General features: G+C 63.5%; 12 protein-coding genes. 5 read left to right on the top strand and 7 right to left on the bottom strand.

What is annotated here, in order from left to right; genetic code table 11:
- Nucleotides 1-4 precede the first annotated feature (4 nt).
- Nucleotides 5-2,884, bottom strand: a complete 2,880-nt coding sequence (locus tag FA04_RS04085; RefSeq protein ID WP_051659667.1) for a DUF2339 domain-containing protein — start codon at nucleotides 2,882-2,884, stop codon at nucleotides 5-7.
- A gap of 195 nt (nucleotides 2,885-3,079) precedes the next feature.
- On the opposite strand from FA04_RS04085, the gene FA04_RS04080 reads away from it, so the two are divergent.
- Nucleotides 3,080-5,092, top strand: coding sequence for a PhoX family protein (locus FA04_RS04080; protein ID WP_034804061.1), 2,013 nt, complete (start codon nucleotides 3,080-3,082; stop codon nucleotides 5,090-5,092).
- Nucleotides 5,093-5,272: 180 nt separating this feature from the next.
- Here the strand turns inward: FA04_RS04080 and FA04_RS04075 are convergent, their stop codons facing one another.
- Complete coding sequence (locus FA04_RS04075) at nucleotides 5,273-5,782, bottom strand: PaaI family thioesterase (RefSeq protein WP_034804064.1); 510 nt, start codon at nucleotides 5,780-5,782, stop codon at nucleotides 5,273-5,275.
- 16 nt (nucleotides 5,783-5,798) lie between these two features.
- Entirely contained in the window at nucleotides 5,799-6,545 is a 747-nt protein-coding gene (recO, locus tag FA04_RS04070; protein WP_034804316.1) for a DNA repair protein RecO, read from the bottom strand.
- Between the two features lie 214 nt (nucleotides 6,546-6,759).
- On the opposite strand from recO, the gene FA04_RS04065 reads away from it, so the two are divergent.
- On the top strand, nucleotides 6,760-7,503 hold the full coding sequence (locus FA04_RS04065) for a L,D-transpeptidase (protein ID WP_034804083.1): 744 nt from the start codon (nucleotides 6,760-6,762) through the stop codon (nucleotides 7,501-7,503).
- Between the two features lie 103 nt (nucleotides 7,504-7,606).
- Here the strand turns inward: FA04_RS04065 and FA04_RS04060 are convergent, their stop codons facing one another.
- A complete protein-coding gene (locus FA04_RS04060; RefSeq protein WP_034804086.1) occupies nucleotides 7,607-8,089 on the bottom strand; it encodes an SRPBCC domain-containing protein in 483 nt (160 codons plus the stop codon).
- 50 nt (nucleotides 8,090-8,139) lie between these two features.
- On the opposite strand from FA04_RS04060, the gene FA04_RS04055 reads away from it, so the two are divergent.
- The 3 genes from FA04_RS04055 to rkpK all read left to right on the top strand — a co-directional run bounded on the left by FA04_RS04055 (nucleotide 8,140) and on the right by rkpK (nucleotide 11,040).
- On the top strand, nucleotides 8,140-8,463 hold the full coding sequence (locus tag FA04_RS04055; RefSeq protein WP_034804089.1) for an ArsR/SmtB family transcription factor: 324 nt from the start codon (nucleotides 8,140-8,142) through the stop codon (nucleotides 8,461-8,463).
- 77 nt (nucleotides 8,464-8,540) lie between these two features.
- The gene (locus FA04_RS04050) at nucleotides 8,541-9,557 is read left to right on the top strand and encodes an NAD-dependent epimerase (RefSeq protein ID WP_034804092.1); all 1,017 of its coding nucleotides are present in this window, start codon (nucleotides 8,541-8,543) and stop codon (nucleotides 9,555-9,557) included.
- Between the two features lie 169 nt (nucleotides 9,558-9,726).
- Nucleotides 9,727-11,040 carry a UDP-glucose 6-dehydrogenase gene (rkpK, locus tag FA04_RS04045; protein ID WP_034804094.1) on the top strand — a complete coding sequence of 438 codons (1,314 nt, stop codon included), beginning with the start codon at nucleotides 9,727-9,729 and terminating at the stop codon, nucleotides 11,038-11,040.
- Nucleotides 11,041-11,073: 33 nt separating this feature from the next.
- On the opposite strand, the gene FA04_RS04040 is transcribed toward rkpK, so the two are convergent.
- The 3 genes from FA04_RS04040 to FA04_RS04030 form a co-directional block, all read right to left on the bottom strand.
- Nucleotides 11,074-11,391: a hypothetical protein gene (locus tag FA04_RS04040; RefSeq protein ID WP_034804097.1), complete on the bottom strand. Its 318-nt coding sequence runs from the start codon at nucleotides 11,389-11,391 to the stop codon at nucleotides 11,074-11,076.
- A gap of 195 nt (nucleotides 11,392-11,586) precedes the next feature.
- Complete coding sequence (locus FA04_RS04035) at nucleotides 11,587-13,896, bottom strand: Tex family protein (protein ID WP_034804319.1); 2,310 nt, start codon at nucleotides 13,894-13,896, stop codon at nucleotides 11,587-11,589.
- Nucleotides 13,897-14,035: 139 nt separating this feature from the next.
- Nucleotides 14,036-15,343 (bottom strand): SAM-dependent methyltransferase, encoded by a 1,308-nt coding sequence (locus tag FA04_RS04030; protein WP_051659668.1) that lies wholly within the window; start codon nucleotides 15,341-15,343, stop codon nucleotides 14,036-14,038.
- Nucleotides 15,344-15,509: the final 166 nt, after the last annotated feature.

Here is a 15,509-nt window from a genome sequence, read left to right as displayed (position 1 = left end):
TGTCCTATTGCTGTTCGGCAGGCTTTGCCGGCGCCGTCGGTGCAGCGCCAACGCCGGACAAGATCTTCTGGTAGAAGAGCCCTATCCCGATCAATACCCCGCCAAGGCCGATGAAGGACAGAGCCCGCAGGAAACCTTCGAGGTTGGACATGTCGATCAGGAACACCTTCAGCACGGCAACGAAGACCAGAACGGCCGACGCGATGCGGATGCTCTTGGCATGGAAGCGCGAGCCGAGCACCAGCAGCAGCACGCCGAGCAGCAGCCAGACGACCGAATAGGTGTAGGTCTCGCCCTGCAGAAAGCCCTTCCAGTCCGCAATGTTTTCCCCCTGCCAGACACGGCGCACCGTGAGGCTTGCCCAGGCGAAAGCAAGCACCGCGCCGCTGACCGCAAGTGCCATGACATAGGGCAAGGGCCGCTTGTCGCGTGCATACCAGGCGAGCCCCGCATAGCCGAGCCCCGGTAACAGATAACCGATCAACAGCAGGTCGAAGAACGGGATACGCCCCAGCAGTTCGCCGCTGAAATAGGGGTTGAGGCCGAGGAGATGCGCCGAAAGCACCGACAGCATCGAGAGCACGCCGAGGCCCATGCCGCCGTAGCGGAAGACCGGGCTCGGTGATTTCATGTCGAGGCTCATGAAGATCGCCGAGGCGCCGATTGCCAGCAGCGTGTAGATCGACTGCTCGCCGAGGGTCGGCACCGCGCTGTCGAGCACGCCGCCGTTCATCGCATGGCGCACCAGGATCGCGAGCGTCAACAGCACGAAAAGGCTGGCAAGCGCCTGCAGCAGGTTGCGCACCCGCGTGCCTGGCCAGGATCTCAGGAAATAGGCGGAGCCCGCAAGCAGCACGGCGGGAATGCCGTAGCCCGGCAGCAGCGCATTGAAGACGGGCGTGGTGCCGAGATTGCCGGCACCGACGATCGTCGGCTCCCAGGCGATGCGCCCGAGTACGACGACGGCAGCTGCACCAGTCATCCACGGCAGGATCGGCCAGGTGCGGATCCGCGTGGCGAGCGCATAGGCCGTTCCAAGCACGGCGATCGCAAGCGTCGTGACCAGCCCGTCCGTCCAGGCGTGGAGGGCAAACACGAGAAAGGTGAAGGAGCCGGCCACCAGCAAGCCGGCCGCCGTATCGCGCGCCATCGCCTCGCTTTCGCGGCGGTAGAGCCAGTCCGCAAGCGCCAACAGCGCCGCCCCGGCGACGAGTGAGAACAGGCCGTGCGGCAGGTCGAAGGAATAGTTGCCGGTCATCAGGAACGACATCGCGACGAGCGCGACCGGAACGACCGCGGCGATGCCCGCCCAGAGTGTCGAATATTGCGGATGGGCGACGAGCCGGCGCGACAGCACGAAACCGCCGAGTGCGACGAACAGCGTCGCAAGCAGCATTGCGGTGATCATCGCGGTGCGCCCGGGCAGGACGACTGCCGGAAGAGCGTCGGCCAGCGAGGGATCGAGATAGGCGAGCACGCCGCTCAGCGCCGTCAGGCTCCAGACGCCAGCAACAGCGCCGACCGCTGAAAGCACGGCGGGATAGACTGCCGTTGTCCGCCAGGCGCCCAACGCCGCCAGCGCCGCAACGACAACTGCAAACTCCGCCACCGGAAAGCGGACCGCATAGACTGCCGGGCTGATGAGGAGGAGCGCAAGCATGGTGACGACGATCGCGGCCGAAATGGAGATTGCCGCGTGCGGTGGAACGAACAGGCGTTCCCATGGCCCGACGACGGCCCGGGGTCGGGTTGTCGCTTCGGTCGGCTCCAGCATTTCGGACCCTTCAGTCGCATCACGCACTTCGCGCGCTTCTGCCACTGGCTCCCGTTCGATGGCGGCAGGCCAGATAAGTCCGATGCCGGCGATCATCACAAGTAGGACGAAAGCGACCGGCCGTGCTTCGAAGGGCGATGCCGCAGCGACATAGGCAAGGCCCCAGAGCCCTATGCCAACATTGGCAAGCGTCGGCACTACGGTCCATCGGCGCAGCCGCGATGCAAGCAGGGTCGCGAGCCAAACGATCGCGAGGAAGCCGAAAAGAACCCAGGGGCGCGGTTCGTTGCTCGAAACCAGCGCCGGCGTGATCAGCGAGGCAAGCAGGCCGAGGCCAGCGAGCGCCTGCCCATGCAGCAGCGACAGACCAACAGTGGCGAGCGAAATCGCCGCCAGGAGAACGAAGGCCGTGCCCGTGCCGATATAGTCGTAGATGCCATAGGCGGCATAGGCGACCCCGAAGAGGGTGACGGCACCGGCCGCCGTCAGGATGCCGGGGATCATGGCGTTCTGGAATTCGTTGGCGATCACGGGCACCGCGCGCCGACGGATGACCTCGCCCGCCGCCATCAGCAGGAGGCCGAACAAGGCAGCAAGCGTCAGGCGAACCGCCGGGCTCAACAGCCCGGCATCGATTGAATACTTGACCATGAAGACGCCGCCGAGCGCCAACGCGATGCCGCCAACCCAGACGGCCCAACGGGCGCCGAGGCGACTTTCCAGGCTTTCGGTCTGACGGGGTACGGTTGCGACCGGCTGCGGTGCTTCCGTGCTGGCAGCGATCGTCTCCTCGCCCTCGATTTTGGCCGCGGCTCCTTCCGCATCGCCGAAAATCCGCGCGCCCTCGCGCGCACTGGCCGAGAAGGCGGCAGCGGCATCGTCCAGCGTCTCTGGCTCCGGCGTCTCCGACATGGCCGGCAACTCGTCCGCAGCCGCAAACGCCTCGGTCGCCGTTTCAGCCGGGGCGCCTCCGCCCGGAGCGGCCCTCAGCGCCACGACCTCCGCCTTGAGGGCGGCGAGTTCGGCACCAAGACGCTCGGTCGTCCTTCGGTTGCCGAGATAGGCGGACAGGGCCAGAATAAAGGCAGCTAAAGCAATAAGTTCGAACATACTTTCCCCTGGCAGTCGCAATCGCCGGCGCGCGCAACCATACAGACTTTTATGCAAGCGCCAAATCTATAGACGGCCGAGCGCTGTAATCTCTTCACGGAAATGTCGCAGAACTGTCATGGGGCAGCTGGTACAGGCGGATGAACACCGCTGCCTTGCGCGGTGGTTTCCATCGTTCAACCAGGAGACCCGATCATGGACAAGCATCTCGGCCAGACGGAAGAGACCGAATTCAAGACGCTGACGGAACGCAGGGAAGAGCTGGAAGACGTCGGCCACAACTGTTCCGCCAATCCGACAATGGGCGACATCATCCACCGCCGCTTCTCGCGCCGGTCGTTCATCGGCGGCTCGCTGGCAGTTGCCGCGATCTCGACCACCGTCAGCCCGCTCGCTCTCCTGACCGCCGAAGAGGCACGCGCCGAGGACGGTTCGCGCTTCGACTTTACCGAGATCGAAGCCGGCGTCGACGAAAAGCACCAGGTCGCCGAAGGTTACGATGCCGACGTCCTGCTTCGCTGGGGCGACAAGATCTTCGCCGACAGCCCGGAGTTCGACCCGAAGAACCAGACGGCCGCTGCCCAGGAAAAGCTGTTCGGCTACAACAACGACTATGTTGGCTTCATCCCGCTCGACGGCAGCGCCGACCACGGCCTGCTCGTCGTCAACCACGAATACACCAATGCCGAACTGATGTTCCCGGCCTTCGCCAGCGTCGTGAAGGAAAAGGTGACGAAGGACGGCAAGGAAGTCGAGGAAGAGAAGGTCGTTCTCGGCGAATACAGCAAGGAGCTGGTCGACATCGAGATGGCCGCACATGGCGGCACGATCATCGAGATCCGCAAGGTCGACGGCAAGTGGCAGCCGGTTCTCGACGGCAAGAACAACCGTCGCATCACCGTCAACACCGAGATGCAGATCACCGGCCCGGCCGCCGGTCACGACCGCCTGAAGACGCCGTCCGACCCGACCGGCAAAAAGGTGTTCGGCACGCTCAACAACTGCGCCGGCGGCGTCACCGCCTGGGGCACCTACATGATGGCCGAAGAAAACTTCAACGGCTATTTCGGCGGCGAGATTGCCGAGAACCATCCGGAATACAAGCAGCTGAAGCGGCTGGGCGCACCGGGCGGCCAGTATGAATGGGCGTCCTTCTACGACCGTTTCGACGTCTCCAAAGAGCCGAACGAAGCCAATCGCTTCGGCTGGATCGTCGAGGTCGACGCGCTTGATCCGACGTCGGTGCCGAAGAAGCGCACAGCCCTCGGCCGTTTCAAGCACGAAGGCTGCGAATCGATCGTCAACAAGGACGGCCGCGTCGTGCTCTATTCCGGCGACGACGAGCGCTACGACTATGTCTACAAGTTCGTGACCAAGGGCACTTTCAACCCTGACGATCGCGCCGCCAACATGGACCTCTTCGACGAGGGCACGCTCTATGTCGCCAAGTTCGACGAAGACGGCTCCGTCACCTGGATGCCGCTGACGCACGGCGAAGGCCCGCTGACCGAAGCCAACGGCTTTGCCTCGCAGGCGGACGTGCTGATCAACACCCGTCTTGCCTCCGACGCGCTCGGTGCCACCAAGATGGACCGTCCGGAAGACGTTCAGCCGAACCCGAAGACGGGCAAGGTCTACGTGATGCTGACCAACAACACCAAGCGCAAGGCCGAAGAAGTCGACGCGGCCAACCCGCGCGCCAAGAACGCCTTCGGCCACATCGTCGAGATCACCGAGACCGACGGCGACTTCGCGTCGCTGAAGAGCCGCTGGGACGTTCTCTTGAAGTGCGGCGATCCGAGCGTTGCCGAGGTCGGCGCTTCGTTCTCGACCGCCACCACCAAGAACGGCTGGTTCGGCATGCCCGACAATTGCGCCATCGACACCGATGGCCGCCTCTGGGTATCGACCGACGGCAACAACGAGAAGGACACCGGCCGCACCGACGGTATCTGGGCGATCGACACGGACGGCGCCGCCCGCGGCACGTCGAAGCTCTTCTTCCGCGTGCCGGTCGGCGCCGAAATGTGCGGCCCCTGCTTCAACCCGACCTCGGACACATTTTTCCTCGCCGTCCAGCACCCCGGCGACGCCGGCCTTGCAACTTACGAGACGCCGGCCACCCGCTGGCCGGACTTCCAGGACGACATGCCGGTACGCCCGGCTGTCGTCGCCGTAACGAAGCAGGGCGGCGGCCGCATCGGCTGATCAGGACTGCGATTACAAAAAGGAACGCCGCGCCATTCTGCGCGGCGTTTCTTGCTTCCGACATTGCTTGACCGACGCAATTCCGGGCGGAAAACCGCTTCGCACTTTTCCTGGAATTGCTCAGCTTGAAGTGACGCAATTCCGGACGGAAAACCGCTTCGCACTTTTCCTGGAATTGCTTTAACGCCTGAGATTGTCGATCGGGAAGATGGCGCAGGTTTCGGTGCCGTGGGCGAGCAGCTTGCCGTTGCGGTCGCGCAGCCAGGCTTCGGAGGTCGCGATGGTGCGGCCACGATGCACGATGCGCCCCTCGCAGAAGACCTCGCCCATATCGGGCAGCAGCGGCCGCACGAGGTTCACCTTGAACTCGACCGTCGTATAGGCCTCCCCAGGTTTGACGGTGGTGAAGACAGCGCAGCCGAGGGCCGAATCCATGATCGTTGCCGTCCATCCGCCATGCACTGTGCCAAGCGGATTGAGGTGTTCCTCGGTCGGCAGCCCCTTGAAGACCACCCGACCCTCCTCGACTTCGCTCAACCCGAACTTCAGCGTCTTCGACATCGGCGGCGCCGGCAGCTCGCCGCTCAAAAGATCCTGCATTGCCTTGAGACCGCCATCGCGGGCGACGCGGTCGAGCGACAGCACGCCGACGCCGGATACGGACATGCCGGGATAAAGCTCTTGGTACATCGATAACTCCTGGGAATCAGGCGGCTGAGGATTGCGCTTTCAGCGCCTTCAGCGCCGCATGGACGAAACCGTCGCGGGCGGAAGAAACGTCGAGGCCGCGCGGCTCATAGACATGGCGGTGGAGGAAGAAGGCGGTCAGGCGGAAGGCGGCGGCGAGGCTGTCGTGATCCGCAGCCCTTCGCGCTTCGGCCGAAAGGAAGTCCGGCAACGCCAACATGCGGTCGGCATAACGCTCTCCGGCCTCCCGGCAGACCGCCCTGCCCGATTTCGGCGAGACGTAAACGAGCTCGGTGCGGGCGCCCGTCGCCACGCATTCCGTGAGATCGAGCCCGAAGCCGAGGTCGTTGAGGACTGCGAGTTCGAAACGGACGAACAATTCGCCGGCGTCGGCGGGATCGGCCAGATGGTCGACGATGACGGCCAGCGCCTCATAGAGATGCGGATGCGGGTCGCGCTCGGGAAGCAGCCTAAGGAGAGCGCCGAGCGCCTGGATACCATAGACCGAGGTTGCCGTTTCCATCAGCCGGGCGGCCCGCAGCTCCACCGGTTCGATCCGGAATTCGCCCATGTGCTCGTCGAGCCGGGCGCGCCAGGTGACCTCCACCGAGTTGCCCGGCTGCAGCACCGGCTGCATCGTGCGCGAACGCCCCGAGCGCACCATGCCGAGATGCCGGCCGTGGGTTTCGCTCATGACCTCGACGATGGCCGAGCTTTCGCCGTGCCGCCGGATCCCGAGAATGATGGCCTGATCGCTCCATTGCATGGCTATGGCATACACCCGTGGTCGAAAGCGGATCAAGCTGTCTTGCGGAAGCAAAACACCATTGCCGACTGTAGCCTTTCGGCCACACCTAATGGTTGCCTCATTTGCGACATGCTGTCGCCGCCCCGACGCCGTCTTTGACATTAGAACGGAAGGGCGGCAAAAGCCGTGTCTCCCGCCCGAAAATGACAATCAGCAGGATCAAAACTTTATTATGTGTGTGTCCCGGAACAGCGCCGGCCGCCTGGCGCAGCTCTTCGCCCTTCTTCTCGCCACCTCGACGCTCGCAAGCTGCGTCACCACGTCGGGGCCAGCCAAGCCGAAGGGACCGGATCCATACTACGTGGCGATGTACGGCCCGCTGCCGAACGAGAAATTCCCACTGGATGCCATCGACATCAGCAAGGTCGACAAGCGCTATCTGCGCCAGCAGGTCGCCTACCAGACGCATGAGCCGCCGGGCACGATCGTGATCGATACCCAGAACCGCTTCCTCTACCTCGTGCAGGATGGCGGCATGGCGATGCGCTACGGCATCGGCGTCGGCAAGGCCGGCCTTGAGTTCGAAGGTGAAGCGCGGATCGCGCGCAAGGCCGAATGGCCGCGCTGGACGCCTACGCAAGAGATGGTGGCGCGCGAGCCGGAACGTTACGGCCCGCTTGCCGGCGGCATGGAGCCGGGCGTGCGCAACCCGCTTGGCCCCCGCGCGCTCTATCTATTCCAGGGCAACCGCGACACGCTGTTTCGCATCCACGGCACGACCGAGGCCTGGTCGATCGGCAAGGCCGTGTCCAGCGGCTGCATCCGTCTCTTCAATCCCGATATCATCGACCTCTACAGCCGCGTACCGGTCGATTCGCGCGTCGTCGTGCTGCAGGCCGAACCGCCGATGACAGAGCCGGCCGGCGGCATTCCTATGGCGAGCGCCGCCAATGGCGGCCTTCCTCCGATGTATTGAGACGCCGAATGCTCAGCCGAGCGCACCTCAGTGACGCCCGGCGCATTCAGGCACATTAACGCCCGTCGCTCAAGTCGGCGCCGCACTGCAGACGACCGGCCGGCTAGGCCTGCGGCTCGAGCGCCGGCTTGCCTGAGAGTTCGCTGAGGTAATAGCCGTCGCGCAGGTTGATGCCGTATTCGAGCCAGGCCTTCATACAGGCGAGCATCTGCGACCAGCCCTCGCAGTTGACGTAGGAGCTCTTCTGCCCCTGCGCGTTCTCGCGCCAGCCGGTTTCGGCGATCGTCACCATCGTGGCGCCATCCTCCAGCGGCTGGAAGCGCATCTCCACACGGGTCTGGTAGGCATCTTCGCCCTCGGCGACCATGGCGCCCCAGCAAAAGACGATACGCTCGTTGGGCTCGACCACCTCCACCTGGATCGGCACCTCGCCCCACCAGGTCACGGTTGCGCCGGCCACCAGCGGCCCGCTGATGCCGCCGAGCGTCACGAAGTAGCGGCTGAGCTGGTCCGGATTGACGACCGCATCAAATACCTGGGCGACAGGGCGGCCGATCCGTCCGTTCACACGAAATTCAAAGGGCATGGCGTATTCCTCCTGTCGGGGCCAACAAGAGTATGTTATAGAAACATAACATGTCAACCGATTCGAAAGACGACCTGGTATTCAAGGCGCTCGCCAACGGGCTGCGCCGGCAGATGCTCGACGCCATGCGCCAGGAGCCGCAGACCACCGGCATGCTCTGCGAGCGCTTCAGCAATCTCGACCGCTGTACGGTCATGCAGCACCTGAAAGTCCTTGAGCAGGCCGAGCTCGTACTCGTCCGCCGCGAGGGGCGTGAACGCTGGAACCATCTGAACGCATTGCCGATCCAGGCGATCCATGATCGCTGGATCAGCCAGTATGCCGGCCATGCGATGTCGGTGCTGTCCGCCCTGCAACAGGACCTCGACCGGTAACCAGACCGATGGTTTCGGCTTTCAATCGATCGGCTTTCTTCGTATGAACGGCCGATACGTAAATTGGGGACATCGTCGTGCGCTACCTCATCACCGGCACCGCAGGCTTCATCGGCTTTCACCTCGCCAAGCGGCTGATCGACGAAGGGCATTTCGTTGTCGGCTTCGACGGGATGACCCCCTATTACGACGTTACGCTGAAAGAGAATCGGCACGCGATCCTCGCTCGCTCGAACGGCTTCAAGCCCGTCGTCGGCATGCTTGAGGACAGAGACGCGCTGCGCCGGGCGGCCGAGCTCGCCGAACCCGAAGTCATCATCCACCTCGCCGCCCAGGCGGGTGTGCGCTACAGCCTCGAGAACCCGAAGGCCTATGTGGATTCCAACCTGGTCGGCTCCTGGAACATGCTGGAACTGGCGCGGGAGCTTAACCCTAAGCACCTGATGCTGGCCTCGACCTCCTCGATCTACGGCGCCAACGAAAAAATCCCGTTTGCCGAAACCGACCGTGCCGACGAGCCGATGACGCTCTATGCCGCCACCAAGAAGTCGATGGAGCTGATGGCGCACAGCTATGCCCATCTCTACAAGGTGCCGACCACTGCCTTCCGCTTCTTCACGGTCTACGGCCCCTGGGGGCGGCCCGACATGGCGTTGTTCAAGTTCGTCGATGCCATCCACAAGGGACAGCCGATCGATATCTATGGCGAAGGCCGCATGAGCCGCGACTTCACCTATATCGACGACCTGGTCGAGGGCATTCTCCGGCTTTCCCATGTGGCGCCGGCGGAAGAAAACCGCGTGGCGGAGGAAAAGGCCGAGGACACGCTCTCGCGCCAGGGGCCTTTCCGCGTAGTCAACATCGGCGGCGGGCAGCCGGTCGAACTGATGACCTTCGTCGAAACGGTCGAGAAGGCGGTCGGCAAGCCGGCGGTGCGCAACATGCTGCCGATGCAGCAGGGCGATGTGCCCCGCACCTACGCCTCCCCCCACCTTCTCGAAGCGCTGACCAATTTCAAGCCCTCGCTTTCTGTCGAAGAGGGCGTGGCGCGCTTCGCTGCCTGGTACAAGGATTACTACAACGCGAACCGGTGAGCCGCTCACCAGCTACTCCCCACGGATTATTCTGCTGGCGGGACGGCTTGCTTTAAGCGCAATCGAGCATAAATGGGTGCGAACCTGAGCGCATAAGCAATTGCAAAAATACGCAATTGCACGTTCTATGAACTGAGCTCGCTGTGGAACACAACAAGGGAAAGAGCCTATGAAAATCACGATGATCGGCGCCGGCTATGTTGGCCTTGTTTCCGGCGTGTGTTTTGCGGACTTCGGTCACGACGTCGTTTGTCTCGACAAGGATGAGAGCAAGATCGACGCCTTGATGCAGGGGCGCATTCCGATCTTCGAACCCGGTCTCGACCAGTTGGTGGCCAGCAACGTCGCTTCGGGCCGCCTTACCTTCACGACTGATCTCGTTGCCGCCGTCGCCGACAGCGATGTCATCTTCATTGCGGTCGGCACGCCGTCACGGCGCGGTGACGGCCATGCCGACCTTTCGTATGTGCATGCGGCTGCGCGCGAGATTGCCGAGAACCTCAAGGGGTTCACCGTGATCGTGACGAAATCGACCGTTCCGGTCGGCACCGGCGACGAGGTCGAGCGCATCATCCGCGAAACCAATCCGGACGCCGATTTCGCCGTCGTTTCCAACCCGGAATTCCTGCGCGAGGGTGCCGCGATCGAGGACTTCAAGCGGCCCGACCGCATCGTCATCGGCCTTTCGGGCGACGACGCGCGGGCACGGGACGTGATGACCGAGGTCTATCGTCCGCTCTATCTCAACCAGTCGCCGCTGGTCTTCACCTCGCGCCGCACGTCCGAGCTGATCAAATATGCCGGCAATGCGTTCCTCGCGATGAAGATCACCTTCATCAACGAGATGGCGGATCTCTGCGAGCGGGTCGGTGCCAATGTCCAGGATGTCGCCCGCGGCATCGGCCTCGATGGCCGAATTGGCTCGAAATTCCTGCATGCCGGTCCAGGTTACGGCGGATCGTGCTTCCCGAAGGACACCCTGGCGCTGGTGAAGACCGCGCAGGATTATGACAGCCCGGTGCGACTGGTCGAGACGACGGTGGCCGTCAACGACAACCGCAAGCGGGCCATGGGCCGCAAGGTCATCGCAGCGGCCGGCGGGGACGTGCGCGGCCGCAAGATCGCGATCCTCGGCCTCACTTTCAAGCCCAACACCGACGACATGCGCGACAGCCCGGCGATCGTGGTCGTCCAGACGCTGCAGGACGCTGGCGCCCATGTCATCGGCTATGATCCGGAGGGCATGGAAAACGCGAAGAAGGTGATCGACGGGATCGACTACGCCGGCGACCCCTACGAGGCCGCCAACGAAGCCGATGCGCTGGTCATCGTTACCGAATGGAACGAGTTCCGGGCGCTTGATTTCCGCCGGCTCAAGACCGTGATGAAGACACCCATTCTCGTCGACCTCAGGAACATTTACCGCGAGGACGAGGTGGTGAAGCACGGCTTCAGCTATTCGAGCGTCGGCCGGTCGCTCTGACAGGAGCGGCTGCGCCCGCTCAGCCCCAAGAAGCTAGGCTTTCGGTATCGGCAAGGGTGGCAGGGTTTCCCAGCTCTTGCCGGCGAGGATGACGCAGCTTCGCCCATTGACGTCGGTGACGATCAGCGTCCAGCTGCCGTTGTCGGCAGCGTAGATCTCCATGATCGCCTGCTGGTTGATCAGCGCGGTTGCCGCCTGCTTCTCTTGATATTGCCGCGTCAGAAACGCGATCACTTCGGACCGGTCGGCACAATTGACCGGAGCCTGGGAGATCGCGGGAACGGGACGCGCCGCCACGCCCGCCGCCAAGAGGGCGACCAATGCCAGGCCGCGGATCGCACTGCCCACCATCACCGAACTCCTTTCACCGGACGCCCGGCGAAGGAGTTTGCGTTGACCTTTCCGTCGCCGGCCGGCTGCGGCATGGGCACAATATGTCCGCGCCGCCCTGCGGTCAGTATGGTGGAAAGGCCGGATTATTACAATTAGCTAATTTATAGAGCATGCGGCCGCAGGCGCCGGATGCGCCCGCGGCGAAGGCCTGCCCTATTTGCGCTTCATCGCTTCCATCAGCGCCGCACCGAAGGCGCCCTGAGCCGGTTGCTTCGGCTTCTGCTGGCGCGGGGCGGGACCACGATTGTTGTTGCCGCCCGGCGCGCCCGACCGCGGCTCGCGGCCCGTCTCGGCGCCACCATCCTTGCGCATGGTGAGGCCGATCCGCTTGCGCGGAACATCGACCTCCGTGACACGAACGGTCACCACATCGCCGGCCTTTACCACCTCATGCGGATCCTTGACGAAGCGGTCCGCGAGCTGGGACACGTGCACGAGGCCGTCCTGGTGCACGCCGATGTCGACGAAGGCGCCGAAGGCGGCGACATTGGTCACGGTGCCCTCGAGCTGCATGCCGACCTTCAGGTCCTTGATGTCGTCGATACCGTCGGCGAAGGTCGCGGTCTTGAAGCTCGGGCGCGGGTCGCGACCGGGCTTTTCCAGTTCCGCAAGGATGTCCTTGACCGTTGGCAAGCCGAAGCGCTCGTCGACGAAAACCTTCGGATCGAGGCTCTTCAGCGCGACGCTGTCGCCCATCAGCGCACGTACGTCGCGACCACAGGCAGCAACGATCTTCTTGGCGACACCATAGGCCTCCGGGTGGACCGACGAGGCGTCGAGCGGCTCTTTGCCGTTGGGAATGCGCAGGAAGCCCGCGCACTGCTCGAAGGTGCGCGCGCCGAGCCGTGGCACGTTCAACAGTTCCTTGCGGCTCGCAAACGGGCCGGTCGCATCGCGATGAGCGACGATCGCCTCGGCGGAGGATTTGCCGAGGCCTGAAACGCGCGCCAGCAGCGGCGCAGAAGCCGTGTTGACGTCGACGCCGACGGCATTCACCGCGTCTTCCACCACCGCATCCAGCGAACGGCTGAGCTTCGACTGGTCGACATCGTGCTGGTACTGGCCGACGCCGATCGACTTCGGCTCGATCTTCACGAGTTCGGCCAACGGATCCTGCAGGCGGCGGGCGATCGAGACCGCACCGCGCAGCGAAACGTCAAGACCCGGGAATTCCAGGGCGGCGGTTTCGGAAGCCGAGTAAACCGAGGCGCCGGCCTCGGAAACGATGACCTTGGTCGGCTTCGGCGCCGGGAGCTGCGAGAGCATGTCGGTCACGAGCTTTTCGGTTTCGCGGCTGCCGGTGCCGTTGCCGATGGCGATCAGCTCCACCTTGTGCTTGCGAATGAGCGAAGCGAGTTCCGCCTGGGTGCCACGGACATCGTTCTTCGGCGGAAACGGGTAGACGGTTGTGGTTTCGAGCAACTTGCCGGTGCCGTCGACGATGGCGACCTTGACGCCGGTGCGGATGCCCGGATCAAGCCCCATGGTCGCCCGCGATCCCGCAGGTGCGGCCAGCAGCAGATCCTTGAGGTTGCGGGCAAAGACGTGGATCGCCTCTTCCTCGGCGCGCTCACGCAGTTCGCGCATGAGATCGAGCGACAGCGACATGGAGAGCTTCACGCGCCAGGTCCAGCCGATTATCTCGGCAAGCCACTTGTCGCCCGGCAGGTGGCCACCGACATTGTAGGCGGCGGCGATCATGCGCTCGACCGGCTTGACCGGCGAGGTATCGTCCTGGTCGACGACGATATCGACGGACAGCACCTCTTCGTTCCAGCCGCGCAGCATGGCCAGCGCGCGATGGCCTGGCGTCGTCGCCCAGCGCTCGGAATGATCGAAGTAGTCGGAGAACTTGGCACCGGCCTCCTGCTTGCCGTCGACGACCTTGGCGCGCAGGAAGGCGGCCCCCTTCATGTGGTTGCGCAGGCGGCCGAGCAGATCGGCATTCTCCGTCATGCCTTCGGCGATGATATCGCGCGCACCATCGAGCGCCGTCTTCACATCGGCCACCTCTGCAGTCAGGAAGGCCGCGGCGCGGTCGGCAGGTGCTATGGAGCGATCAGCAAGGATCGCTTCTGCCAGAGGCCCGAGGCCACGCTCGCGGGCGATTTCCGCCTTGGTGCGGCGCTTTGGCTTATAGGGCAGATAGATGTCCTCGAGTTCGGCCTTGGTTTCGACGGCGGCGATCTTGGCTTCGAGTTCGGCGGTCAGCTTGTCCTGGCCGCGGATCGATTCGAGGATCGATGCACGGCGCGCCTCGAGTTCGCGCAGATAGGTCAGCCGTTCCGAAAGCATACGCAGCTGCGTATCGTCGAGCCCGCCCGTCACTTCCTTGCGGTAACGCGCGATGAACGGCACCGTGGCGCCCTCGTCGAGCAACTCGACCGCCGCAACGACCTGCGAAGGTGTCGCCTTGATTTCGCTGGCGATGATGGCGGCGATGGGTTTTGCAGGGCTGGCCATATGGGAATTCCGTCTTTGCTGTTGATCGGCGACCATAAAGGCGCAGACCTTGAAGGCCAAGTGAAGGCCTTCAGCGGAAAACCGGAACTCCACAGAAGATGGATCGACCGCCCCGCTTTCAGGCGGGACGGCCGATGGTTCAGCACGCCATGGCGGCAGGCTCGACATGCTCCTGCTCGGGCACGACGTCCCAGGTGTTGACTGGCTCGAGCGGCGGCCGGCGCTTTTCGAACTCGATCAATTGCCGCTCCCTCTCCTCGATATAGCCGCGCGAGGCCGGGACGGCACCGAGAGACGGTGAGATCTGCAGCTGGAAGATGAAGTGCTTGTCGTAGAGGAAGGCCGTCTCAGACGCAGCCAGATAGAACTCCCACATGCGGAAGAACCGCTCGTCATAGAGCTTGATCGCCTCTTCGCGCCGGGCGACGAAACGCTCGCGCCAGGCTTTCAACGTCCAGGCATAGTGCATCGGCAGGATTTCGACATCCTTCACCAGCAGCCGCGTGCGCTCGACGGAAGGCAGGACCTCCGAAATCGCCGGGATATAGCCGCCGGGGAAGATGTACTTCTCGATCCACGGGTTGGTGGCCCAGGGCTTGTAGATCTGGCCGATCGAATGTAGCAGCATGACGCCGTCGGGCTTCAACAGCGCGTTCATCTTGTCGAAAAAGTTGCCGTAGTTGCCGATGCCGACATGCTCGAACATGCCGACCGAGACGATGCGGTCGAACTGCCGGCCCTGCAAAGTGCGGTAGTCCTGCAGTTCGAAGCGGACCCGATCGGAGAGCCCACGCCTGGCGGCACGATCCCGCGAGACCTTCAGCTGCTCTTCGCTGAGCGTGATGCCGGTGACCTCAACGCCCGAGGATTCGGCCAGATACATGGCCATGCCGCCCCAGCCGGAGCCGACCTCCAGCACCTTCTGGCCCGGCTCCAGCAGGAGCTTTGCCGCGATATGCCGTTTTTTGGCGAGCTGCGCGGCATCGAGCGATATGCCCTGCGGTTGAAAATAGGCGCAGGAATATTGCCAGTCCTCGTCGAGGAACAGGTCGAAAAGCTTGCGATCAAGGTCGTAGTGATGGGCGACGTTGTGCCGGTTACGATTGACCGGGATTCGGCTCAGCAATTGCTGACGCAACACATGCCACAGGCCGGTCATCGTGTTGGTGGCATTGGCCGCGTTCTCGATGCCGTTTTCCTTGACGATCGAGAGCACATCAAAGATGTCGCCCTTCTCGATGACGACACGCCCGTCCATATACATTTCACCGAAACGAAGACCGGGATCACGAACGATCGCCGCCTCCGCCTCCGCATCGATGATGCGGATTGATGCCGGCTTTCCGCTGCCGTCACCCAGGATCACTTTTTCACCGGAAGAAAATACAACCGTCAGGTTACCGTTGCGCACCAGACGGCGAAGCAATGTCAACAATGCTGCATTCATATCCCACCCCTACCAGAGCTACCGAACGTGTCCTGGTGCATGAGAGATGCGAAGGGTCGGCTCTTTCGGGGCTTCAGGAGTGGTTGCGCGGGGCGCATCGGGAACAGGCGCCAGCGCGTCCGGAAGCGGCGAGAACCGGCACGGGCGTAGCCTCACGGGTATCCGG

The sequence above is a fragment of the Ensifer adhaerens genome (assembly GCF_000697965.2).
GTDB lineage: Bacteria > Pseudomonadota > Alphaproteobacteria > Rhizobiales > Rhizobiaceae > Ensifer > Ensifer adhaerens.
Note: the sequence above shows the minus strand (reverse complement) of the source record. Positions and strands in the feature narration are given on the sequence as shown.

Excerpts from the sequence above, each read along its gene's own strand:
- FA04_RS04060 (WP_034804086.1), bottom strand. The coding sequence starts at position 8,089 with ATGCCCTTTGAATTTCGTGTGAACGGACGGATCGGCCGCCCTGTCGCC.
- FA04_RS04030 (WP_051659668.1), bottom strand. The coding sequence starts at position 15,343 with ATGAATGCAGCATTGTTGACATTGCTTCGCCGTCTGGTGCGCAACGGT.
- FA04_RS04035 (WP_034804319.1), bottom strand. The coding sequence starts at position 13,896 with ATGGCCAGCCCTGCAAAACCCATCGCCGCCATCATCGCCAGCGAAATC.
- rkpK (WP_034804094.1), top strand. The coding sequence starts at position 9,727 with ATGAAAATCACGATGATCGGCGCCGGCTATGTTGGCCTTGTTTCCGGC.
- FA04_RS04065 (WP_034804083.1), top strand. The coding sequence starts at position 6,760 with ATGTGTGTGTCCCGGAACAGCGCCGGCCGCCTGGCGCAGCTCTTCGCC.
- recO (WP_034804316.1), bottom strand. The coding sequence starts at position 6,545 with ATGCAATGGAGCGATCAGGCCATCATTCTCGGGATCCGGCGGCACGGC.
- FA04_RS04085 (WP_051659667.1), bottom strand. The coding sequence starts at position 2,884 with ATGTTCGAACTTATTGCTTTAGCTGCCTTTATTCTGGCCCTGTCCGCC.
- FA04_RS04080 (WP_034804061.1), top strand. The coding sequence starts at position 3,080 with ATGGACAAGCATCTCGGCCAGACGGAAGAGACCGAATTCAAGACGCTG.
- FA04_RS04055 (WP_034804089.1), top strand. The coding sequence starts at position 8,140 with ATGTCAACCGATTCGAAAGACGACCTGGTATTCAAGGCGCTCGCCAAC.
- FA04_RS04040 (WP_034804097.1), bottom strand. The coding sequence starts at position 11,391 with ATGGTGGGCAGTGCGATCCGCGGCCTGGCATTGGTCGCCCTCTTGGCG.
- FA04_RS04075 (WP_034804064.1), bottom strand. The coding sequence starts at position 5,782 with ATGTACCAAGAGCTTTATCCCGGCATGTCCGTATCCGGCGTCGGCGTG.